We start from the raw sequence: 21,595 nt of genomic DNA, 5'->3' as shown, positions 1-21,595 counted from the left end.
GCGCTCATGCGCGGCAGAGCACCTCGCCGTGCGGGACCATGAACCAGCCGTCGTCCCGCGCACCCCAGCTGCGCCACGCCTCGGCGATCGCGGTCAGCTGCTCGGCCGACGCGTGCCCGCCGTCGACCGCCAGCTCCGCGTAGACCGAGCCGACGGTACGGTCCGCCCACAGGCCGCTCCACCAGTCCCGGCTCTCCGGGGTGCCGAAGCACCAGGCGGCGGCTGTCGGGGTGATGTCGGTGAAGCCGGCCTGCCGGGCCCAGGAGAGCAGCCGGCGGCCCGCGTCCGGTTCGCCCCCGTTGGCGCGGGCCACCCGGCGGTACAGCCCCAGCCAGTCGTCCATGACCGGCACCTCGGGGAACCAGGTCATCGCCGCGTAGTCGCTGTCGCGGGCCGCGACGACACCGCCGGGGCGGCAGACGCGTCGCATCTCGCGCAGCGCCTGCACCGGGTCCCCGACATGCTGGAGCACCTGGTGGGCGTGGACCACGTCGAAGGTGTCGTCGGGGAAGCCCAGGGCGTGCACATCGGCGGTGGCGAACTCCAGGTTCTCCAGGCCGCGTTCCGCTGCCACCGCGGCGGCCTGGTCCAGGATCTCGCGGGTGGTGTCGACGGCGGTCACCCGGCCGGGGGCGACCAGTGCGGCGAGGTCCGCGGTGATGGTGCCGGGCCCGCAGCCCACGTCCAGCACGTTCATGCCGGGGCGCAGTTCACCGATGAGGTAACCCGCGGAGTTGGCGGCGGTGCGCCAGCGGTGCGAGCGCAGCACCGAGTCGTGGTGGCCGTGGGTGTAGACGGCGGTCTCCTTCGGCATGACCGTGGATCCTCTCTCGAAACTCGAAACTCGAAACGTGAGCCGCGAAACGTGAACGGCGAAACTCGAAACGTGAACCGCGAAGCGCTGATCGGTACGGCCACGGTACGCCCGGATGCCGAATAATGAGATGGCCATCTTGCGATGCGGGACAGTTCTGGTCGGTGGCGCGGGCATGCGAAGGGGCGGCCGACGTGGCGTCGGCCGCCCCTGGTCACCCGGTCCTGGCCGGTCTCACACCTGCATCGGGCAGTACACCGTCAGCGCCTCCGGCAGCTTGTCGATCATCAACTCGCGCTGGCTGTGGGCGACTTCACCGTCGTACGCATACGGTGTCCCGGGCTTGAGCCCGGAGATCCGCACCCGGTGACGGCGGACGGCGGCATGCATGGGGGAGCGGGTCAGCGGGCCGGCGACGGCCGCCGCCAGCAGCCGGAGCCCCGGAGTCCGCCCGCCGTGCACCACCCGTATGTCCAGCAGCCCGTCCGCGAGGTTGTGCCGACGGCCGGGCGCCGGGCCCACCCGCTGGAACAGGCCGTTGCCGACGAACAGCAGCCACAGCGGCCGTCGCCGTCCCTGGAGTTCGGCCTCCAGGGGGCGTTCGCCGCGCAGCACCTGGAACGCGGCCAGCACCCCGGCCGGCCAGCCGCCGATCCTCGGGGACCAGCGCTCGCGCGTCCGGACCAGCTCCGGATAGACGCCCATGCTGAACGCGTTGAGGAAGTAGCCGTGGGCGCCGCCGGGTCCGTCGGGGCCCGGCCGGAAGCGGCCGAGGTCCACCCGGACCGCATCGCCCGCGCCGATCGCGGCACAGGCGTCGGCCACGGTCTCGATGCCCAGGTCGTACGCGAAGTGGTTCAGCGTCCCGCCGGGAAATACGGCCAGCGGCAGACCGTGCACGGAGGCCACCGCCGCCGCCTGGTTGACCGTGCCGTCACCGCCGCATACACCCAGCGCCCGGCCCCGCCCCGCGGCCTTCTCCAGCTCGGCCGAGAGCTCCTCGGGGGGACACTCGACCACTTCGGCGTTGGGCAGCGCGTCCCGGACCAGCGCGGCCGTGGCCGTGGCCGTCCCGGACGCCTCGTTCACCACGACGACCAGGTCCTGCCCGTCGGGCAGCGAGGGGGCATGGGCGGGAGGCCTGCCGGGTGCGGGCAACTGCCCCCGGGTCGGTACGACGCCGCGCAGGGCGAACGCGGCGCCTATGCCCAGCGCCGCACCGGCCAGCACATCGCTCGGGTAGTGGACGCCGGTGTAGATACGGGAGGCGGCCACGGACAGCGCGACGGGCGCGACGACCGCTCCCCAGCCCTTCGACTCCAGGGCCACCCCGGTGGCGAAGGCGGCGGCCGACGCGGCGTGCCCGGACGGGAACGACGTGGTGAACGGCTGACGCTTGAGCTGTCGTATCACCGGCACGGCGTCCAGTATCGGCCGCTCCCTGCGGACCGCGCCCTTGCCGACCGTGTTGATCGCGGCCGAGGCCACCGCCATCGAGGCGATCCCGCGCACCGCGGCCCGCCGGGCCCTGGCACTGCCGCCGAACGCGGCCATGCCCGCCGCGGCGCCGGCCCACAGCAGCCCGTGATTGGCGCTGCGGCTGAGCCGGGGCAGCACGGGTGCGGCGGCCGGCCAGTGCCGTCGGGCCAGCTCCTGGAACACGGCGAGATCGCATCGGTGCAGCAGGCTCCGCAGTCCGGCGGAGCTCGGCAGGTGTGAAGGGTTGCTCGGTGACGACATGGGACACCGAATACCCTGCCCGGCCTCCCCGAATCAACAGGCGCGCCCGGACCGCACGGTCCGGACGGCGCCACCCGCCCCACACCCAGTGACATAACGGGAGAATCGCGGTGAAATCACGCATGGTTCGGGTGCCGGACGTCACGTCGTCATTGCCCGGACAAGCGCGCCGCCCTTAGCCTGTGTTCGTGATGCCGGTCACTGGCCGGAATGTCGAACGCGAGAGGGTGGTGCACGACCATGGGACGACTTGTCCCAGCGGTGACCAGGGCGCTGGACGTGCTCGAACTCTTCCTCGACGGCGACGGTACGCTCTCCGCGCCCGAGGTCACCCGCAAGCTCCAGCTGCCCCGCACCACCGTCCATGAGCTGCTCACCACGCTGGCCGCCCGTTCCTACCTGGTCACCACCCCCGACCAGCCCGGCCGCTACCGCCTCGGCGTCCGTACGTACCAGCTCGGCAGCCGGTACGCCGAGCAGCTCGACCTCGCAGCCGAGGGCCGGCGGGTGGCCCAGCAGGTCGCCGAGACGTGCGGGGAGACCGTCCATGTGGCGATCCTGGAGGAGACCGACGTCATCTACATCGCCAAGGTGGACTCCACCCACGCGGTCCGGATGGTCTCGGCGGCCGGCCGCAAGCTGCCCGCCCACTGCACGTCCGTCGGCAAGATGCTGCTCGCGGCCCTGCCCGACCGGGAACTCGACGCCCGCCTCGACGGCCTCGAACTCACCGGCATGACCCCGGACAGCATCACCGACGAAGGGGAGCTGCGTACCGCGCTCGCCGCTGTCCGGGAGCGGGGCATCGCCGTGGAGCACCGGGAGTCCAACCCCGATGTGAGCTGTGTGGCCGCGCCCGTACGGGACCGGGCGGGCCGGGTCGTCGCCGCGCTCTCCATCTCCGTCCCCATGATCCGCTGGAGCGACGAGCGGGAACAGGAGCTGGCCTCTCTCGCCGCCGACGGCGCGGAGGCGCTCTCCGGCCGGCTCGGACACCACGGGGGCCGGAAGTGAGCCGCCCGCGTCTCGATGTCGCCGTCCGCGAGCACGCCGCCCTCGGTGAGGGCCCGACCTGGGACCCGGCCACCGGCCGGCTGATCTGGGTCGACATCCTCTCCGCCCGGATCCACACCTACGACCCGGCCACCGGCCGGCGTACGGTCATGGCCACCGAACAGCACGTCGGAGCGGCCAAGCCACGGGCGGGCGGCGGCCTGGTCGTGAATCTGCGCGACGGTATCGGGCTGTACGACGCGGACGGCGCCTTCCGCTGGCTGGTCCACGACGCCGAACCGGGACGGCGCGGCAACGACGCGGCGGTGGCGCCGGACGGGTCGCTGTGGGCGGGCACCATGCGCTACGACGACACGGAGGTGGGCGGGAGCCTCACCCGCGTCGCACCCGACGGCACGGCCGCCCGGGTGCTGCCCCTGGTGGCGTGCAGCAACGGCACCGGGTGGAGCCCGGACGGCCGGCTGATGTACTACATCGACACGCCGACCCGCCGGATCGACGTCTTCGACGTGGACGGTGAACAGGTCGTCGGCCGCCGCCCGTTCGCCACCGTGGAGGAGGGGGCCGGCTTCCCCGACGGGCTGACGGTGGACGCGGAGGGGGCCGTCTGGGTCGCCCTGTGGGACGGGGCCGCGCTGCGCCGCTACACGGCGGACGGCACGCTGGAGCGCACCGTCGCATTGCCGGTACGACGGCCGACGGCCTGTGCCTTCGGCGGCCGGGAGCTGCGAGACCTGTACATCTCCACGGCCCGCGCGGGCCTCGACGCCCCGCACCCGCTCTCCGGCTCGCTGCTGGTCCTGCCGGACGCGGGCCAGGGAATGCCCGGCACGGCGTTCGCGGGCTGAGGCACCCGGATCGCCGGGCGGGCCCCGATACGGCCCCGCCCGGCGGCGGCTCACGGCGTCGGGAAGCGGCGCAGCGTGCCGGGCAGCCGGGAGCCCAGCGGCGACATGTTCCCGTCGGCGCCGTGCCGGGCCAGCAGGTCCAGGACGAGCCGGCCGCGCCGGACCCGCTCACGGGCCGTGTCCAGGGCGGCATCGCGCAGCTGGGCGCCGTACGGATAGATGCCGGGCGCCCTGGACAGCCCGAACTTCAGATAGAGCGGGGCGCCGCGCCGGATCAGCTCGGCCGCCTCGTACATCCGCACATAGCCGCCGAGGTCGTCCGGAGCCTCGATGTACAGATCCATCGGCGCGGCCGACACCCGCCGGATCTCGGTGAAGTGAGCGAGCGTCAGATCGGACGGGATGTTGACCGAGTCCGCGCCGAGCTGTTCGTGGACGGCGTAGGAGGCCGGGTTCACCGGACCGATCAGGGCCGACACCTTGAATGTCGTGTCGGCGGGCAACGCCCCCTGGGCGCGCAGCCGGTGCAGGGTCCAGAGCACCCCTTCGTCGGCCACGAGCAGGCACTTCACGCCCAGTTCCGATGCCCGCAGGGCGTCTTCGACGCAGCCGGCCAGGGCGTCATGGCCGCGGGCGCGCGGCCCGGCCCCGCCCGAGTCGGTGCGGAACGAGGCGCCGGTGTCCCAGCTGCCGCGCGGACCGGTGAACAGGCAGAGCTCGATGCCGCGTTCGGCGCAGCCTCCGGCCATCTCGATGATCTCGGCGTCGCTGAGCATCCAGATCCCGCTGCCCTGGCTGATCCGGTGGACGGGGACATCGAGCCGCGCGCTCTCCTTCAGTACGACGGAGAGCGCCTCGGGCCCCTCCACCGACGGGATCTCGGTCCGCCAGGTGCCGCCGTCGGGGAAGGTGTGCGGGGAGGCGTCGGCCGGGTCCACGGCCGGGGCGCCGAGCCCGAGCGCGGTGAGCGCGGGCTCGCCCGGACGCCGGACGCCGGGGCGGGATCCGGACGGGGCGGGGGAAGCGGAGGTCATGAGCGACCTTTCGTGTTCGGTGGGTCGGACGAGGTTCGGGAAAGGGGGGATGCGGGGGCCGGCCGCCCGCCGGGGATCACGCGACAGCCCTCAGGGACGCATCAGCACCTTGCCCGTCCCCGGTGCGCCGCCCCCGACCAGCGCCACGGCGTCCGCGAACCGCTCCAGCGGGAACTCGTGCGTGATCAGCGCGGCCGGATCGAGCAGCCCCGCGCTGAACGCCCGGACCGCGTAGGACCAGGACGCCGAGGAGGCGCCGAACACGCTGCGCACGGTGAGCTGGCTCAGCGACAGATGCACCGGGTCGATACCGGTGGCCCCGGCGGCGAACATCCCGGTGAGGACCACCCGGCCGCCGCGCCGCGCGAGGAGGCAGGCGTCGGCGGCGGTGGTCGGGGCCCCCGCCGTCTCCACGACCAGGTCGTAGCGGCCGCGCATCTCCGCGGCCTCTTCGGGGCTCAGCGCCTCGCTCGCCCCGAACGCCAGTGCCTGGCCCGCCCGTTCGTCCCTCGGATCGATCACCGTCAGCTCACCGGGCGACACCGCGGCCAGCAGCTGCACCGCGAGCAGCCCGAGCGTCCCGGCGCCCACCACCGCGATCCGCTCGCCCGGTTCGGGCGTGCCCGCCCGCACCGCCGCCGCGACCACGGCCGCGGGCTCCAGCAGCGCGGCCGCGCGCAGGTCGGCGTCGCCGGCCAGCGGGTGGAGCAGCCGCGCGGGCACCACGACATGGTCGGCGAACGCTCCGGGCCGGGTGAACCCCGTCTCGTCGTACCCGGCCGTGCAGAGCGAGGTCTCGCCGCCTCGGCACCGCTCGCAGCCGCCGCAGGAGCGGAACCCCTCGGCGACCGTACGGCGGCCGGTCAGGGCCGGATCGACGCCCGCGCCCACGGCCTCGACCACTCCGGACCACTCGTGTCCCGGCACCACCGGGTAGCGCACGTAGCGGGGGTCGCGATGACCGTCGTACACCTCCCGGTCGCTCATGCAGATCCCGGCCGCGGCGACCCGTACCCGGACCTCGCCCCGGCCGGGCTCCGGAACCGGGCCGTCGGTCAGCCGGTGCTCGCCCGGCCGGTCGACCGTGATCGCCCGCGAGCGGGCGGGTCCGCCGCTCACTTGGGCTGCCTCTTCTCCCAGCCGTCGGACCAGAGATCGAACCGCGCCCGCTGCTGCGGGAATTCGGCGGCGGCGTCCACATCGAGCTCCACCCCGAGGCCGGGGGCGTCGGAGAGTTCGAAGCAGCCGGTCGCGGGGTCGACCTGCGGGGCGCCCCGCACGACGTTCTTGATGTCCGCGTCGGCGAAGTCATTGAAGTGCTCAAGGATCTTGAAGTTGGGGGTGCAGCCCGCGACCTGGAGACTGGCCGCCGTCAGCACCGAGCCGCCCACGTTGTGCGGGGCGATCAGCGTGTAGTGGGTCTCGGCGGTCGCGGCGAGCTTCCGCGTCTCCAGGATGCCGCCGATGTGACCGACGTCCGGCTGGATGATGTCGGCGGCCTGCGACTCGAACAGCTCGCGGAACTCGACGCGGTCATGGATGCGCTCACCCGTCGCGATCGGCACATCGACCCGGCCGGCCACCTTGGCGAGCGCCTTGAGGTTCTCCGGCGGTACCGGCTCCTCCAGCCAGGCCGGCCGGAACGGCGCCATCTCGTGCGCGATCCGCACCGCCGTCGAGGGGCTGAACCGGCCGTGCATCTCCAGCATCAGTTCGGTGTCGGGGCCGATCGCGTCCCGGACCGCCTCGATCAGCGACACCGCGTACCGGGTCTCCTCCTGGCCCAGCTCGAAGTGGCCGGTGCCGAACGGGTCGATCTTCAGCGCCCGGTAGCCGCGTGCGACGACCGCGGACGCCGCCTCGTGGTACGCCTCGGGGGTGCGTTCGGTGGTGTACCAGCCGTTGGCGTACGCCTTGACCCGGTCGGTGACCTTTCCGCCGAGCAGCTGCCAGACCGGGACGCCGAGCGCCTTGCCCTTGATGTCCCAGCAGGCCATCTCGACGACCGCGATGCCCGACATCACGATCTCGCCGGCCCGTCCGTAGTCGCCGTACTTCATCCGGCGTACCAGGTCCTCCACGGCGAACGGGTCCGAACCGGCGACGTGGTTGGCCTCCGCCTCGCGCAGATAGCCGATCAGCGCATCGGTGCGGCCGAGCATCCGCGTCTCGCCCACACCGGTGAGCCCCTCGTCGGTGTGCACCCGCACATAGGTGAGGTTGCGCCAGGGCGTTCCGACCACGTGCGTACTGATTCCGGTGATGCGCAAGGAAGCTGCCCCTCGACTTGTTCGATATATCGTCACTCGTTCGAAATGCTGGCGCGACCGTAATGACGCGGCGGGGCGGGTGTCAATGGGGCCGTCACGGCCGGTACGGTTCCCGGCCCGCCGGGCGCCGCGCTCCATTCCCTCGTATAAAGGGGCGGACACGGCCGGTCGACGGGCCGGGTGACCGAGCGGCGGCGAAGGAGGCCCGGATGGGCCGGGAGCGGACCGGGCGTCAGGGACGCGGGCGGGCCGGGCGCGGCGCACCCGGAGTCCGGGAGGACCGCGGGCCCGTACGGTACGGACCGCCCGCGCCCGGCCCCGGCCTGCCGGTCCTGCCCGAACTGGCCGAGGTGCTGGCGGCGGCGGCCGGCAGCGGACTGCCCGAGCCGGCCGGCGGTTCGGCGGACCTGCGCGAGGCGGCCCGCGCCTACTGGGACCGGCGCGGACTGCGCGGCGGCCCCGAACACATCGCCGCGGCGCCGGGCACCTCCGCGCTGCTGCTCGCCCTGATCGCCGCGCACGGCGGCGATGTGCTGATGCCGCGCCCCTGCCCCGCCGCCTGGATCCCGCAGGCCCGGCTGCTGGGCAGACCCGCCTACCACGTGCCGACGCCCGCCGAGTGCGGCGGCGTGCCCGACCCGTACGCGCTGCTGGAGACCGTGCGCAGGGTGCGGGCCGAGGGCGGCCGTCCCCGGCTGCTGCTGATCTCCGTCGTCGACGACCCCACCGCCACCGTCGCCCCGCCGGAACTCGTGCGCGAGGCATGCGAGGCCGCCGTCGCCGAGGGGCTGCACATCGTCAGCGACGAGACCTGGCGCGACACCCTGCACCGGCCGCACGACACGGTGCTGCTGAGCCCGGCCGAGATGTGCCCCGACGACGTGACGGTGATCTCCGACCTGGCCGGTGCGCTGACCCCGTCCGCCTGGCCGGTCGCGGTCGCCCGGTTCCCGGACACCGGCCGGGCGGCGGTCCGCCACGCCCGTACCCTCGACATCCTCACCGCGCTCGGCGCCTTCGTCGCCGGACCGGTCGCGGCGGCCGCCGCGCACGCGCTGCGCGAACCGGACGCCGTCACGGAGCGGGTCCGCCGGGCCGCCGCGATGCAGGCCCGGATCGCCGCCGAGGCCCACCGGGCGGTGCTCGCCACGGGCGCACTGGCCCGGCCCCCGCAGGCCGGCCGCCACCTGTACGCGGACCTCGGCCCGCTCAGGTCCCGGCTCGCCGCCCGCGGCGTCACGGACTCGCTGGAGCTGGAGGAGTACCTGTCCGAGAGGCTCGGCGCACCGGTCCCCGGCGGCCACCGGTTCGGCGACGAACTCGGGGCGCTGCGGGTAAGGCTGGGCACCGGACCGCTGCTCGGATCGACCCCGGACCAGCAGATGCAGTCCCTCACCGCGGCGCAGCCCCTCGAACTGCCCCATGTCGCGGCAGCCCTGGGCGTCTTCCGGGCCGCACTCGACGAACTCCGCTGACGTACTTTGACGACGTACTGCGGTCTTCGGCGACGTACCGCGGGTGGCGTACTCCCGCGACGTACTCGGCTGACGCACGCCTGCCGATCCGCCGGGGCGACGGGCCGGCCACCCGTCAGTGGCCGAACCGCACCCGCAGCCGGCGCCACAGCGCGGGCGCCCCGCTGATCAGCAGCGTCAGACCGACCGCCGCCACCACGCCCTGCCACGGCTCGGGGAACAGCGAGCCGCCCAGGATGCCGATCAGCTGATACGTGGCGGCCCACGCCAGACAGGCCGGCACATCCCCGCGGGCGAACCTCCGCATCGGCATCCGGCCCAGCAGACACGCCAGCATCACCGGGATCCGCCCGGCCGGCACCAGCCGGGACAGCACCAGCACCATCGCGCCGTGCTCGTCCAGCTTCCGCTGCGCCTGCGCGAGCCGCTCCGGAGCGGCCCGCTCGCTGATCACCCGCAGCCACTTGGAACCGTTCTTCGACCCCACCCCGCGCTGACCCAGCCAGTACAGGCAGATGTCCCCGAGGAACGCCGCCGCCGAGGCGGCCGCGAAGACGTACAGCAGCGCGAACGGTGACGACTGGTGGAACGCCACCACCGCCGCCGAGCTGACCAGCGCACCCGTCGGCACCACCGGCACCAGGGCGCCCAGCGCCACCAGCAGGAACAGCGAGGGATAGCCGACCGCCTGCTGCGTCGACTCCGGCGGCAGCCGGCTCACGACCTCGTGGATCACCCGTCGGCCTCCGGCCGGACATGCTCGCCGTGCTCCAGCCGGTGCACCGCCACCCGCGGCGCCAGCAGCGCCGCCTGACGGACGAACTCGTCACCCGGCGAATGGAACTCGTGCGGCCGGATACCGTCCATCCCGATCGGCCAGTACGTCCCGTAGTGCACCGGCACGGCCGAGCGCGGCGACAGCCGGGCCAGCGCCTCGGCGGCGCGCCCCGCGTCGAGATGGCTGTGGCCCAGATACGGCCCCCAGCCGCCGACCGGCAGCAGCGCCACGTCCACCGGGCCGACCACCCGCGCCATGTCGTCGAACAGGCCGGTGTCGCCGGCGAAGTAGGTGCGCGACGCGCCCTCGACGACGTAACCCAGCGCGGGGGAGCGGTGCGGGCCCACCGGCAGGCGCCGCCCGTCGTGCAGTGCCGGAACCGCCCGGATCCGCACCTCACCGACGCGCACCTCGTCGCCGGCCGCCACCTCGGTGATCCGCAGCCCGCGCACCCTGCGCAGCAGCCGCAGCCCGGGAACCGCCCGGACGGCCCCCAGCGGCAGGATCAGCCGGCTGCCCGGGGCGATGCGGGCCAGCGACGGCAGATGCAGATGGTCGGAGTGCAGATGCGAGATGAGGACGACGTCGGCGACGGCGGCCGCCGGGCCGGGCAGCTCACCGCGCCGGCGGCGCAGATGCGCGATGCGCCGGACGAAGAGGGGGTCGGTCAGGACCCGGACCCCGGAGTCCTCGATCGTGCAGGTGGCATGACCCCACCAGGTGACTTCCACCGGCACGCGCCGCCTCCTGTTCCCCGGACCCGCTGTCGAGCCTACGGGCAGTCGTCGCGCTCAGTCCGTGAGGCCCAGCGTGCCCGCCGCCTGGATCGCGAGCCAGACCTCGGCCAGCGCCCCCGTCGACCCCAGGTCCCGGTCCGCCAGCGTACCGAAGCGCCGCAGCCGGTACGCGAGGGTGTTCGGGTGGATATGGAGGGCGGCCGCCGCCGTCTCCGTTCGGCGGTCGCGCTCCATCCAGGTGCGGACCGAGACCAGCAGCTGCGAGTCATGGGACGCGTCGTAGCGCAGCACCTCACCGAGCACGTGCTCGACCAGCGCCGTCAGCACCGCCGGATCGTCTGGCAGCCAGCGGCCCGTCGAGTCGTCGCCGTAGCGGACCACGGGCCGGCCGGACTCGACGGCCTTCGACACCGCCCACAGCGCCTCGCGCTGCGCCACCCGCAGGGCCGCGCCCGGCAGGAACGGGCGGCTCATCCCGGCCGCCACATCGGGCAGCGCGCCGATCTCCGCGGCCAGCTCCCCGGAGCCCAGCACATAACGGTCCTCGCCCCAGGTCAGCAGCAGATGCGGCTGGTCCTGGAGGCAGCGCAGCAGCGCCTCGTCCGTGGCGCCGCGCACCACGATCAGCACCGTGTCGCCCTCGATCGCGTGCCGCGCCAGCCGGCGCCGCGCCGTCTCCGGGTCGAGCACCTCCTGCAGCAGCTCGGCCAGCGTCTCCGCGCCCTCACGCCGCAGCGTCTCGCGCTCGGTGCGCACCATCGCGACCCGCAGCGCCGCCACCGTGGCGATGTGCTGGACGACGGCGAGCCCCGCGGGCTGGGCGCCCTCCCGCTCGTACGCCACCAGGAAGCCCGCCGGACCGCCCGGCGCCGGCACCGGCAGCACGAAACCGCCCGGAACGGTCGGCGGCGCGTCCGCCGAGTCGGGCAGCACCCCCGGATCGGGCACCGGCACCCCCGGCAGCAGCGGGCGCCCCTGCGGAGTGCAGAGATAGACGTCGTACCCCGACAGCCGCTCCAGACGGCGCAGCAGCGTGGGGGTGTCCAGATCCTCGGCGACCAGCCAGCGCAGCGAACCGAACACCTGCAACTGGGCGCCCAGCCGGTGCCGGGCGTCCTCCTGCACCGAGGCGGCCACCTCCTGGGACACGGCGATGAAGGGCACCGCGAGCGGCACCTCAAGGACCGGGAAGCCGCGCTCCTCGGCCGCCCGGAAGAACGCGTCGTGCAGCGGCGGCATGTGCAGCTGCGCCGAGAGCGCCAGCGCGGAGACACCGGCGTCGTCCAGCCGCTCCAGATAGGCACGCTGACCCGCGGCGGTACGCGGCACCGCGAGCCCCGTCGTCATGATCACCTCGGCGCCGAGCAGCCACGGTGTCGGATCGGCGAGCTCGCTCGCGTGGGCCCAGGAGACGGACCGGCCGAGACCGCCGCTGCCGGCCCGCACGGTGAGCTGGAGCGCCGGGAACGAGAGCAGATCCTCGACCGTCAGTTTGTTGGTAGCCACAGAAAGCAGGGTATCCCTCTGTGACTTTCACAATTGCCCACCGTGGCCGGTACCCACACACTGAGGGGCCAGTCCCGCGCATGAACAGCACGAACAGCAGGTGGAGCGTCCGTGACTACCTCGATCACCGAAGTCGAGACCAATGGAGTGGAGCGGATCCCCGACACGGACCGCACCGCCCGCCCCGTCGACCTCTTCAGGCTCGCCTTCGGCGGCGCCAACACCTTCGCGACCTGTGTACTGGGCGCCTTCCCGATCCTTTTCGGCCTCTCCTTCTGGCAGGGCCTCGCCGCGACCGTCCTCGGTCTCCTCGCCGGTGCGCTGCTGCTCGCCCCCATGTCGCTGTTCGGCCCGCGCAACGGCACCAACAACGCCGTCTCCTCCTCCGCCCACCTCGGTGTGCACGGCAGGGTCGTCGGTTCGTTCCTCTCGCTGCTCACCGCGGTCGCGTTCTTCTCGATCTCGGTCTGGTCGTCGGGCGACGCGCTCGTCGGCGGCGCGCACCGGCTCGTGGACGTCCCCGAGACCGACATCACGTACGGCATCGCCTACGCGATCTTCGCCGGGCTCGTCCTGGTGGTGTGCGTCTACGGCTTCCGCTTCATGCTGCTGGTCAACAAGATCGCGGTGGTGGCGGCCTCGGCCCTGTTCGTCCTGGGCGCCTTCGCCTTCGCCGGGGACTTCGACGCCGGGTACGCGGGCTCCTTCGCCTCCACCGCCGACCCGCTGTTCTGGCCGTCCTTCGTCGGCGCCGCGCTGATCGTGCTGTCCAACCCCGTCTCGTTCGGCGCCTTCCTCGGCGACTGGTCGCGCTACATCCCGGCCGACACCCCGCGCCGCCGGATCATGGGCGCGGCGTTCCTCGCCCAGCTCGCCACGCTGCTGCCCTTCGTCTTCGGCCTCGCCACCGCGTCGATCATCGCCACGAAGGCCGCGAAGTACATCGACCCGGACGCTCCCAACTACGTCGGCGGACTGCTCGCCATCTCGCCCGGCTGGTACTTCCTGCCGCTCTGCCTGATCGCCCTGATCGGCGGCCTCTCCACCGGCACGACCGCGCTGTACGGCACCGGCCTCGACGTCTCCAGCGTGTTCACCCGCTTCAGCCGCGTGCAGTCGACGTTCTTCGTCGGAGCCCTGTCGATCGCCTTCATCTTCTTCGGCCGGTTCGCACTCAACCTCGCGCAGTCCATCTCCACGTTCGCGACCCTGATCATCACCTGCACCGCCCCGTGGATGATCGTGATGGCCCTGGGCTACGTCACCCGGCGCGGCTGGTACGACGCTGACGCGCTCCAGGTCTTCAACCGCAGGCAGACCGGCGGCCGCTACTGGTTCAACCACGGCTGGAACTGGCGCGGTCTCGCCACCTGGCTGGTCTCCGCCTCGGTGGCGCTCCTCTTCACCAACCTGCCCGGCCAGTTCGTCGGCCCGCTCGGCGACCTCGCCAACGGCACGGACATCTCGCTGCCGGTCGGCCTGATCCTCGCGGCGGTGCTCTACCTCGGCCTGCTGACCGTGTTCCCCGAGCCGCGTGCGGTGTACGGGCCGGACGGGCCCCGCTTCGTCCGGGCCTCGGACACCCCGGTCCCGCCGATCACCAGCACCGACGAGGAACCCGCCCCCGAACCGGCCGCGGCGCTCTGACCCCGGCCTCCTTCCCCGCCCCCCTGTATCCAGGAGACGTCCATGAGCACGCCCGTCCGGGACACCGAGCAGATCCGCGCCGCCGCCGACGCGCTCGTCGCCGCCTTCGCCGAGGGCCGCCTCGACGACTACTTCGGCGCCTTCGCCCCCGACGCGACCTTCGTCTTCCACTCCACCCCGCGGCGGCTCGGCTCCACCGCCGAGTACCGAGCGCTCTGGCAGGAGTGGGTGGACCAGGACGACTTCCGCGTCCTGGACTGCGTCTCGACCGGACAGCTGATCCAGCACTTCGGCTCCACCGCCGTCCTCAGCCACGACGTGGAGACCACGGTCTCCACCAAGGACGGCCGGGACACGGTCCACGAGCGCGAGACGATCGTCTTCGCCCGCGCCGACGACGGCAGCTGGCCCGCCGTCCACGAGCACCTGTCCGCCCGCACGGCCGGCTGACCCGCGCGGCCCCGCCGCCCGGCTCCCGGCCCGCAACGCCGCCCGACCACGAGAGAAACCGGTTTACCCCGTATGCCCCTCACGTTCCGCAACTTCATCGACGGTGTCCCCGCGGACGCCTCGGACGGCCGCACACTCGATGTCGTGGACCCGGCGACCGGCGAGGTCTACGCGACCTCCCCGCTCTCCGGAGCGGCCGACGTCGACGCGGCGATGGCCGCCGCCGCTGCCGCCTTCCCCGTCTGGCGCGACACCACCCCCGCCGTGCGCCAGCTGGCCCTCCTGAGGATCGCGGACGCCATGGAGGCGCGGGCCGGCGAGCTGGTGGCCGCCGAGAGCCGGGACACCGGCAAGCCGCTGCACCTCACCCGCAGCGAGGAGCTCGCTCCCGCCATCGACCAGGTCCGCTTCTTCGCGGGCGCCGCCCGGCTGCTGGAGGGCCGTTCGGCCGGCGAGTACATGGACGGCATGACCTCGATCATCCGCCGCGAGCCGGTCGGTGTCTGCGCCCAGGTCGCCCCGTGGAACTACCCCCTCCTGATGGCCGTCTGGAAGTTCGCCCCGGCGCTCGCCGCGGGCAACGCGGTGGTCCTCAAGCCGTCCGACACCACCCCCGCGTCGACCGCCCTGATCGCGGAGATCATCGGCGGGGTCCTGGAGTCGCTGGAGCTGCCGCGCGGGATCTTCAACGTGGTCTGCGGCGACCGCGAGACCGGCCGGCTGATGGTCGAGCACCCGACCCCGGCGATGGCCTCCATCACCGGTTCGGTACGGGCCGGCATCCAGGTCGCCCAGAGCGCGGCCATCGACGTCAAGCGGGTCCACCTGGAGCTGGGCGGCAAGGCGCCCGCCGTCGTCTTCGAGGACGCGGACCTGGCGAAGGCGGTCGAGGACCTGATCGTCGGCGGCTTCTTCAACGCCGGGCAGGACTGCACCGCCGCCACCCGGATCCTGGTCCACGAGTCCGTCCACGACGAGTTCGTCACCGCTCTGGCCGAGGCGGCGGCCGGCACGAGGACCGGGCAGCCGGACGACGAGGACGTGCTCTACGGCCCGCTCAACAACGCCGGACAGCTCGCCCAGGTCAGCGGCTTCATCGAGCGGCTTCCCGAGCACGCCAAGGTCGAGGCGGGCGGCCACCGGGTCGGTGAGAAGGGTTACTTCTACGCCCCCACCGTCGTCTCCGGCCTCAGGCAGGACGACGAGATCGTCCAGAACGAGGTCTTCGGGCCCGTGATGACCGTCCAGTCGTTCACGGACGAGGCCCAGGCCGTCGCGTACGCCAACGGCGTCGACTACGCCCTGGCCTCCTCGGTGTGGACCAGGGACCACGCCCGCGCGATGCGGATGTCCAGGAACCTCGACTTCGGCTGTGTGTGGATCAACACACACATGGCACTGGTCGCGGAGATGCCGCACGGCGGATTCAAGAAGTCCGGCTACGGCAAGGACCTCTCCGCCTACGGCTTCGAGGACTACACCCGGATCAAGCACGTCATGACCTCGCTCGACGGCTGACCTCCCACCGGCAGGTGCGCCCCCGCTCCCGGCGGCCGGCGCACCTGCTTCCGTGCGCCCCCTCCCGTCCTGACATGCGCCTTCTTGTACGGGAACCGGGGGCGTAGGGTCGGGCGACGCCTAGCACGGGGGGAACGGCCATGGGGGACGTACGGGTGGCGGCCATCGCCAGTCTCACGCCGCTGGAGGAACTCGACAGCGACCCGTTCCTCGTGGACACCCGCAGCCAGCAGGACATGTGCGCCCGCTGGGCCGCCGACAAGGGCTACGTCGTCACCCGGCAGCTGCGCCTCTACGGACTGCGCCCCGACCACCAGGCGCTCTGGGCCGATGTCGAGGGCGGGGAGGTCGAACTCTTCGTCGCGCCCAACGACCGGGTGCTCGCACGGGCCGTCGCATCGGTGCCGCGCTTCACCGAGGAGTGCGAGCGGCGCGGCGTACGCCTGGAGATCGCCGGCCTCGACGAGCCGCTCTACAGCTCCCGGACCAAGGCCGGCGTGCACCGCAGGCTCTCCATGCCGACCGCCGGTTACGACGGCTGCTGACCTGCCCGGCCGGAGCTCGCCGGCGGAGCCAGCCGCCCCGCTGTGAAAAGCTGAGGCAGGGCCCGGAACAGCGTGGCCCGGACGTGAGGTGGCAGCGGCGTGGGTGACGGGCGATGGCGAACAGCCGGCAGCGCCCTGATGCGAGTGATTGTGGTGTGGGCGGTCTCGACGCTCACGATGCTTGTGCTCGCCGGGATTCTGCCGGACTTCCAGCTCGAGTCGAACGACGGCGACAGCATCACCAAGACCGCGTTCACCGCGGCCTGGGGCGCCGGCGCGTTCGGTCTGCTCTCCGCACTGGTCTGGCCGGTGCTGGTACGGGCCCTGCTCATCGTGCCGGCCCTGGTCCTCGGCATGCTGGTCTTCTTCCTCAACGGCTCGCTGCTGCTGATAGCGCTGCGGCTCATACCGGACGGGCGCGGCGCGGCCGACCCGCAGATGGCGGTCGTCGTCGCGGCCGTGATGTCCGCCGTCGCCTCCGCGACCTCCACCGCGCTCGCCGTCCGTGACGACAACGCCTACCGCCGCCGGCTGTCGCGCCTCGCGGACCGGCGGCGCCGCCGCAGCGGCAGGGGCGACGACGCGGACGGGGGGTCGCCCGGCACGGTCTTCATCCAGCTCGACGGAGTCGGCCACGACGTCCTCGCGCAGGCCGCCGCCGACGGCCTGATGCCGACCGTCGCGCACTGGCTGGCCGACGGGGCCGGCCACCGGCTCACCCCGTGGCGCACCGACTGGTCCAGCCAGACCGGCGCCAGCCAGCTCGGCATCCTGCACGGCACCAACTTCGACGTCCCCGCCTTCCGCTGGTACGAGAAGGAGACCGGCGACGTCATGGTCTCCAGCAGACCGGCGAGCGCCCTCGAAATGCAGCGCCGGGCCGTCGTGCGTACCAACGACGGCGGACTGCTCACCCTCGACGGGGCCGGCCGCGGCAACCTCTTCAGCGGCGGCGCCCACCAGCTCGCGCTCGTCCTGTCGATGGCCGCCAGACGCGGCAAGGGACGCCGCTCCCGTGCCGGCTACTTCGCCTACTTCTCCGACCCGGCCAACGCCGTCCGTACCGCGCTGTCGTTCGTCGCCGAGGTCGGCAGGGAGATCGGCCAGTCGACCCGGGCCCGTATCCGCGAGGAGACGCCCCGGATCAAGCGCGGCGGCCTCTACCCCTTCATCCGGGCCTTCGCGACCGTCGTCGAACGCGATGTGGTGGTCGCCGCCGTCATGGGTGACATGTTCGCCGGACGGACCGCGGTCTACGCCGACCTGGTCGCGTACGACGAGGTGGCCCACCACTCCGGACCGCGGAGCCGGGACGCGGAGAAGGTACTCGCCCGGCTGGACCGCTCACTCGCCCTGATCGTCAAGGTCGCCGAGCACACCCCGCGCACGTACCGGATCGTGCTCCTGTCCGACCACGGCCAGAGCCCGGGGGAGACCTTCGCGGGGGTGTACGGGCTGACGCTGAAGGACCTGGTGCGGGCGGGCAGCGGGCTGCCGGTGCCCCGCCGGGCGCAGCGCACCCGCAGCGGTTCCGAGGCGCGGGACGCGGTACGGATCGCGCTCCACCGGCCGGTCGACGGGGACCGGCCGGAGAATCCGGCGAACCCCTCGGACCCGGTCGTTCTCGCCTCCGGCAACCTCGGCCTGATCTCCTTCCCCGACATCGCGGGACGCGCCTCCATGGAGCAGCTCGACCGCCGCCACCCCGCGCTGCTCAGCACGCTCGCCAACCACCCCGGCATCGGCTTCCTGCTGGTGCGCAGCGAGACCCACGGATCGGTGGTGCTGGGGCACGGCGGCACCCGGATCCCGGTGGCGGAACTGCGCGACGGGGACGGGCCGCTGGCCCCCTTCGGCACGGGCGCGGCGGCCGCGGTCCGGCGCACCGACACCTTCCCGCACGTCGCCGATGTGATGGTCAACTCGATGCACGACCCGGAAACGGGCACCGTGCACGCCTTCGAGGAGCAGATCGGTTCGCACGGGGGCCTGGGCGGCGAACAGTCCCGGCCCTTCCTGCTCTGGCCGAGCGGGCTGACGGACCCGCTCGACGCGGCAGCCGCCGAGGGGGAGGAGCCGCCGGCCGAGCTGGTCGGAGCGGAGGCCGTGCACCGGGTCCTGAGACGCTGGCTGAACGACGTCTCGGGGCCGCAGGTGCCCGTCGGACAGCGGGACAGGGCGGGCGGCGCCGACGCGGGCACCGGCGCGCGGGACTGACCGCCCGCGACAGCGGTGGCGGCGTCAGGCCGACCGCCGCCGCACCAGCGTCGGATGGAAGATCACCGACGGCACCGGCTCACCCGGCCTGCCGATCTGCTTCAGCAGCAGCCGGGCCATCTCCGCGGACATCTCCTCCACCGGCTGCCGGACCGTCGTCAGCGGCGGATCACAGGCGGTGGCCGCACTGCTGTCGTCGAACCCGACGAGGGCGACGTCCTCGGGAATCTCCTTGCCGGCCCGCAGCAACACCGGAAGCGCGCCCAGCGCCATCAGGTCCGAGGCGATGAACACCGCGTCCAGACCCGGCCGCTCACCGAGCAGCCGCTTCATCGCCGCCGCGCCGCCCGCATGCGTGAAGTCGCCCTCAGCGGTCGCCACGTCGCGGATGCCGTGCACCGCGAGCGCGTCCAGGAAACCCGCGAGCCGCGCCTGACTGGCCGGCATGTCCTGCGGGCCCGACACCGTGCCGATGCGGCGGCGGCCCAGCGAGGCCAGGTGGTCGGCGGCCAGCCGCGCCCCCGCCCGCTGGTCGGCCTCGACATAGGTGAGCGGGGTGGGCCGGCGGGGCTCGCCCGCGAGCACGGCGGGCAGCCGGGTGTCGTGCAGCAGCCCCGGCAGCGGGTCGTCCGCGTGCGAGGAGATGAGCACCACCCCGTCGACATGGCCGTGGCGCAGATACGACAGCAACTGGTCGCGGGACGGCCGGTCGTCGGCCAGCATCAGCACCAGCTGGATGCCGGCCGGGCGCAGCACTTCGAGCAGCCCGCTGACCACCCGCCCGAAGTACGGATCGGAGAACATCCGGCCGACGAAGGGCTCGGAGACCGGGCGCCGCTCCTGTTCCGAGACGACGAGCGCGACCGAGTCGGTGCGCCGGGTCACCAGCGAACGGGCCGCGCGGTTGGGCACGTACCCGGTGGCGTCCACGGCCTCCTCGACCACCCGGCGCAGCGCCGGGTCCACGGTCGTCGCACCGTTGATCACCCGGGAGACCGTGGCCCGGGACACACCCGCCACACCGGCCACGTCCTCCAGGGTGGCGGGGCGGGCGGGCAGCGGTGCGTCGGCAGTCATGCAGCCTTTATACCGGGGGGTACGACCGGTCCGGAAACGCGTACGGAGCACCGGGGCCGTGCGGGGCGGGGTGTCAGCCGGCGCTCCCGGACGGGTCCGGAAGCCGGTCGAGTTCGGCGAGTTGGGCCTTGCGCGCCGACACCAGGGCGGTGGCGAGCCGCTTGGCGTCGGGCCTGGTCCCGGACTCCGTCTCGGAGCGCGACACCTGGGCGGACTGGCGCAGATGGTCACGGATCCGGGCCGTGAGGAGGTGGTCGAACGCGCGGCCCTCGACGGCGCGGGCCTGTTCGAGGATGCGCTCCGTCACCATTCCCGGCATGTCGTGTCCCTCGTGCACATTGGTGTCCGGCAGCCCCATCCGGGCCAGCAGCGGTCGCAGCCGGGCGAGTTCGCCGTTCTGCGCGGTACGGAGTCCGGCCGCCCAGCTCCGCACCCGCGGATCGCCGGCGCGCTGCGCGGCGAGCGACAGCAGCGCCACGGCCTGCTCGTTCATCGGGGTCATCAGCTGGGCCCAGGCGGCATCGGTCGGATCGGCCGGGCCCGCGGCGGTGGGGGGTGCGACGGCGGAGACCGAGGGGACCGGCGTGGCCGGGCGCTCCGCGTCCGCCGGGGCCGCGCATCCGGCCAGGAGGAGGAGCAGGGACAGCGCTGCGGTGCTGCGGGCCGCCTTCATGACGAGATCCTCGGGGGAAGGCCCGCCCGGGGCGTGGGGCCCCGGACAGGCATCGGACGGACAACGGCCGCTCTCCGGTGGGCGGTGGCCGGTCAGGGGGTGCCGTCGGCCCCGCACTTCACGATGGCGTTGATGCAGTCGCGGACCCGCTGAGCCATCTCGGCCTCGGGCCACACGTTGAAGAAGTCACCGTGCATGGTGTAGCCGGGGCCTGACGCCAGACGGAACCGGGCCGGGTCGCCGTTGACCGGGTAGCGGAGCACCTGACGGAGCTTGGGCACCGGGACCGGGTGGGTCGACGGGCATTCGCCGTTGACCGGATACGCCATGTGGCTCTTGTGGTCGGCGGAGTCGAGATCCGTGCCGTTCCAGCACTGCGGGAAGTCCAGGTACGACTCCAGCATCGCGTCCGCCGGGCAGTTCACGAAGTCGTGCGACGGATTGACCTCCCCGTGGTGAAGACACGACCAGCGCGAGATCGTGTTGTCGTCGGGACCGGTCGCCTTCGCGTTCCCCGCGACGATGCGCAGCCCTCGGGGGAAGGGCTGGATCCGCTGGATGACGTCGTCCCGGACCCCTTCGCCCAGGTAGTAGAACGTGGTGCCGGTGGGTTCGACCTCCTTGTCGCCGTCGTACAGAGTGGGCACCCAGTACGACGACAGGTCCGTGTCCGGTGAGCAGCTGCTCCTGGCCTGCTCCAGCGAGGCCAGGTCGGAGTTGCCGTTCGTCGAGTCGTTGCCGAAGAAGCTGTGCATGTGCGAGGCGCCGGGCAGGCCAGGGAAGATGATCGGGTCGTCGGGTGCCCGGTGGGTGTACGGGCACTCGGCGAGGAACTCGGCCACCCGGACGACGTCCGCGGCGGCCCTGGGGGCCGTTGAGGCGTTCGTGCCCGCGTCCGGCGCGGCGGACGCGTTGCCGGTGGCGGACTGGAGGAAGGACAGAGCGAGCGCGGCGGCGACGAGCCCCGCGATGCGGTACCGCCGGGGCGGCAGGGTTCTGCGGTGGCTTTGTTCGCCGGTGCGTCGATGACGGAAGAAGAGCACGGCACTCCTGTTCGGAGGAAGTGGGGGTTCCTTGATCGTGCGAGAGAGCGCTCTCTCGTAGGAACGTAAAAGGGTGTTCCGGGCATGTCAATAGAGGGCGCATGGATCCAACTCGCTGCTGTTTGAAGCTAGTTGAGGCGCCTCTGGGTTGGGAGGGCGCTCTCTCGTGTGCGGTTTCCACGGAAGCCGTCACATACAGGGGCGGCCGG

19 protein-coding genes are annotated in these 21,595 nt (G+C 73.0%); 8 read left to right on the top strand and 11 right to left on the bottom strand.

Annotated elements, in window-relative coordinates:
- Nucleotides 1–4: 4 nt before the first annotated feature.
- Nucleotides 5–814 carry a class I SAM-dependent methyltransferase gene (locus tag ACZ6S6_RS06855; RefSeq protein WP_469704228.1) on the bottom strand — a complete coding sequence of 270 codons (810 nt, stop codon included), beginning with the start codon at nucleotides 812–814 and terminating at the stop codon, nucleotides 5–7.
- A gap of 234 nt (nucleotides 815–1,048) precedes the next feature.
- Entirely contained in the window at nucleotides 1,049–2,554 is a 1,506-nt protein-coding gene (locus ACZ6S6_RS06850) for a phosphatase PAP2 family protein (protein ID WP_469704227.1), read from the bottom strand.
- 240 nt (nucleotides 2,555–2,794) lie between these two features.
- Here ACZ6S6_RS06850 and ACZ6S6_RS06845 point away from each other — a divergent pair, with 240 nt between their 5' ends.
- Entirely contained in the window at nucleotides 2,795–3,568 is a 774-nt protein-coding gene (locus ACZ6S6_RS06845; protein ID WP_362954396.1) for an IclR family transcriptional regulator, read from the top strand.
- Nucleotides 3,565–4,416 carry an SMP-30/gluconolactonase/LRE family protein gene (locus ACZ6S6_RS06840; protein ID WP_469704226.1) on the top strand — a complete coding sequence of 284 codons (852 nt, stop codon included), beginning with the start codon at nucleotides 3,565–3,567 and terminating at the stop codon, nucleotides 4,414–4,416. Before ACZ6S6_RS06845 ends, ACZ6S6_RS06840 begins: the two co-directional genes overlap by 4 nt.
- A 50-nt stretch (nucleotides 4,417–4,466) precedes the next feature.
- Here ACZ6S6_RS06840 and ACZ6S6_RS06835 read toward each other — a convergent pair whose 3' ends face one another.
- The 3 genes from ACZ6S6_RS06835 to ACZ6S6_RS06825 all read right to left on the bottom strand — a co-directional run bounded on the left by ACZ6S6_RS06835 (nucleotide 4,467) and on the right by ACZ6S6_RS06825 (nucleotide 7,720).
- A complete protein-coding gene (locus ACZ6S6_RS06835) occupies nucleotides 4,467–5,450 on the bottom strand; it encodes a hypothetical protein (RefSeq protein WP_469704225.1) in 984 nt (327 codons plus the stop codon).
- Nucleotides 5,451–5,540: 90 nt separating this feature from the next.
- The gene (locus tag ACZ6S6_RS06830; RefSeq protein ID WP_469704224.1) at nucleotides 5,541–6,569 is read right to left on the bottom strand and encodes a zinc-dependent alcohol dehydrogenase; all 1,029 of its coding nucleotides are present in this window, start codon (nucleotides 6,567–6,569) and stop codon (nucleotides 5,541–5,543) included.
- Nucleotides 6,566–7,720 carry a mandelate racemase/muconate lactonizing enzyme family protein gene (locus tag ACZ6S6_RS06825; RefSeq protein WP_362954389.1) on the bottom strand — a complete coding sequence of 385 codons (1,155 nt, stop codon included), beginning with the start codon at nucleotides 7,718–7,720 and terminating at the stop codon, nucleotides 6,566–6,568. Before ACZ6S6_RS06825 ends, ACZ6S6_RS06830 begins: the two co-directional genes overlap by 4 nt.
- Before the next feature lie 209 nt (nucleotides 7,721–7,929).
- Between ACZ6S6_RS06825 and ACZ6S6_RS06820 the strand changes: the two genes are divergently transcribed.
- On the top strand, nucleotides 7,930–9,195 hold the full coding sequence (locus ACZ6S6_RS06820; RefSeq protein ID WP_362954387.1) for an aminotransferase class I/II-fold pyridoxal phosphate-dependent enzyme: 1,266 nt from the start codon (nucleotides 7,930–7,932) through the stop codon (nucleotides 9,193–9,195).
- A 115-nt stretch (nucleotides 9,196–9,310) separates the two neighbouring features.
- Here ACZ6S6_RS06820 and ACZ6S6_RS06815 read toward each other — a convergent pair whose 3' ends face one another.
- Genes ACZ6S6_RS06815 through ACZ6S6_RS06805 form a run of 3 tightly spaced genes read right to left on the bottom strand, consistent with a single transcriptional unit; the run spans nucleotide 9,311 to nucleotide 12,216 of the window.
- Nucleotides 9,311–9,931 carry a DedA family protein gene (locus tag ACZ6S6_RS06815; RefSeq protein ID WP_362954385.1) on the bottom strand — a complete coding sequence of 207 codons (621 nt, stop codon included), beginning with the start codon at nucleotides 9,929–9,931 and terminating at the stop codon, nucleotides 9,311–9,313.
- On the bottom strand, nucleotides 9,928–10,710 hold the full coding sequence (locus ACZ6S6_RS06810) for an MBL fold metallo-hydrolase (RefSeq protein ID WP_362954384.1): 783 nt from the start codon (nucleotides 10,708–10,710) through the stop codon (nucleotides 9,928–9,930). Before ACZ6S6_RS06810 ends, ACZ6S6_RS06815 begins: the two co-directional genes overlap by 4 nt.
- 54 nt (nucleotides 10,711–10,764) lie before the next feature.
- Nucleotides 10,765–12,216 carry a PucR family transcriptional regulator gene (locus ACZ6S6_RS06805; RefSeq protein ID WP_362954382.1) on the bottom strand — a complete coding sequence of 484 codons (1,452 nt, stop codon included), beginning with the start codon at nucleotides 12,214–12,216 and terminating at the stop codon, nucleotides 10,765–10,767.
- 111 nt (nucleotides 12,217–12,327) lie between these two features.
- Between ACZ6S6_RS06805 and ACZ6S6_RS06800 the strand changes: the two genes are divergently transcribed.
- The 5 genes from ACZ6S6_RS06800 (at nucleotide 12,328) to ACZ6S6_RS06780 (ending at nucleotide 18,593) form a co-directional block, all read left to right on the top strand.
- Nucleotides 12,328–13,863 (top strand): purine-cytosine permease family protein, encoded by a 1,536-nt coding sequence (locus tag ACZ6S6_RS06800; protein WP_469704223.1) that lies wholly within the window; start codon nucleotides 12,328–12,330, stop codon nucleotides 13,861–13,863.
- A gap of 42 nt (nucleotides 13,864–13,905) precedes the next feature.
- Nucleotides 13,906–14,313 (top strand): YybH family protein, encoded by a 408-nt coding sequence (locus ACZ6S6_RS06795; protein WP_469704222.1) that lies wholly within the window; start codon nucleotides 13,906–13,908, stop codon nucleotides 14,311–14,313.
- Nucleotides 14,314–14,385: 72 nt separating this feature from the next.
- Nucleotides 14,386–15,831 carry a gamma-aminobutyraldehyde dehydrogenase gene (locus tag ACZ6S6_RS06790; RefSeq protein ID WP_469704221.1) on the top strand — a complete coding sequence of 482 codons (1,446 nt, stop codon included), beginning with the start codon at nucleotides 14,386–14,388 and terminating at the stop codon, nucleotides 15,829–15,831.
- Nucleotides 15,832–15,971: 140 nt separating this feature from the next.
- The gene (locus ACZ6S6_RS06785) at nucleotides 15,972–16,376 is read left to right on the top strand and encodes a serine integrase family protein (protein WP_362954374.1); all 405 of its coding nucleotides are present in this window, start codon (nucleotides 15,972–15,974) and stop codon (nucleotides 16,374–16,376) included.
- 99 nt (nucleotides 16,377–16,475) lie between these two features.
- Nucleotides 16,476–18,593 carry a phage holin family protein gene (locus ACZ6S6_RS06780; RefSeq protein ID WP_362954372.1) on the top strand — a complete coding sequence of 706 codons (2,118 nt, stop codon included), beginning with the start codon at nucleotides 16,476–16,478 and terminating at the stop codon, nucleotides 18,591–18,593.
- A gap of 24 nt (nucleotides 18,594–18,617) precedes the next feature.
- On the opposite strand, the gene ACZ6S6_RS06775 is transcribed toward ACZ6S6_RS06780, so the two are convergent.
- From ACZ6S6_RS06775 to ACZ6S6_RS06765, 3 genes are all read right to left on the bottom strand, one after another.
- Complete coding sequence (locus ACZ6S6_RS06775) at nucleotides 18,618–19,670, bottom strand: LacI family DNA-binding transcriptional regulator (RefSeq protein WP_469704220.1); 1,053 nt, start codon at nucleotides 19,668–19,670, stop codon at nucleotides 18,618–18,620.
- A 73-nt stretch (nucleotides 19,671–19,743) separates the two neighbouring features.
- Complete coding sequence (locus ACZ6S6_RS06770) at nucleotides 19,744–20,343, bottom strand: DUF305 domain-containing protein (protein ID WP_469704219.1); 600 nt, start codon at nucleotides 20,341–20,343, stop codon at nucleotides 19,744–19,746.
- A 92-nt stretch (nucleotides 20,344–20,435) separates the two neighbouring features.
- A complete protein-coding gene (locus tag ACZ6S6_RS06765; RefSeq protein WP_469704218.1) occupies nucleotides 20,436–21,386 on the bottom strand; it encodes a DUF1996 domain-containing protein in 951 nt (316 codons plus the stop codon).
- Between the last annotated feature and the right edge of the window lie 209 nt (nucleotides 21,387–21,595).

This window comes from Streptomyces sp. NPDC048671, assembly GCF_055587045.1.
This window is presented reverse-complemented; position numbering and strand designations above follow the sequence as displayed.

Excerpts from the sequence above, each read along its gene's own strand:
- ACZ6S6_RS06855 (WP_469704228.1), bottom strand. The coding sequence starts at position 814 with ATGCCGAAGGAGACCGCCGTCTACACCCACGGCCACCACGACTCGGTG.
- ACZ6S6_RS06850 (WP_469704227.1), bottom strand. The coding sequence starts at position 2,554 with ATGTCGTCACCGAGCAACCCTTCACACCTGCCGAGCTCCGCCGGACTG.
- ACZ6S6_RS06845 (WP_362954396.1), top strand. The coding sequence starts at position 2,795 with ATGGGACGACTTGTCCCAGCGGTGACCAGGGCGCTGGACGTGCTCGAA.
- ACZ6S6_RS06835 (WP_469704225.1), bottom strand. The coding sequence starts at position 5,450 with ATGACCTCCGCTTCCCCCGCCCCGTCCGGATCCCGCCCCGGCGTCCGG.
- ACZ6S6_RS06820 (WP_362954387.1), top strand. The coding sequence starts at position 7,930 with ATGGGCCGGGAGCGGACCGGGCGTCAGGGACGCGGGCGGGCCGGGCGC.
- ACZ6S6_RS06795 (WP_469704222.1), top strand. The coding sequence starts at position 13,906 with ATGAGCACGCCCGTCCGGGACACCGAGCAGATCCGCGCCGCCGCCGAC.
- ACZ6S6_RS06790 (WP_469704221.1), top strand. The coding sequence starts at position 14,386 with ATGCCCCTCACGTTCCGCAACTTCATCGACGGTGTCCCCGCGGACGCC.
- ACZ6S6_RS06785 (WP_362954374.1), top strand. The coding sequence starts at position 15,972 with ATGGGGGACGTACGGGTGGCGGCCATCGCCAGTCTCACGCCGCTGGAG.
- ACZ6S6_RS06775 (WP_469704220.1), bottom strand. The coding sequence starts at position 19,670 with ATGACTGCCGACGCACCGCTGCCCGCCCGCCCCGCCACCCTGGAGGAC.
- ACZ6S6_RS06770 (WP_469704219.1), bottom strand. The coding sequence starts at position 20,343 with ATGAAGGCGGCCCGCAGCACCGCAGCGCTGTCCCTGCTCCTCCTCCTG.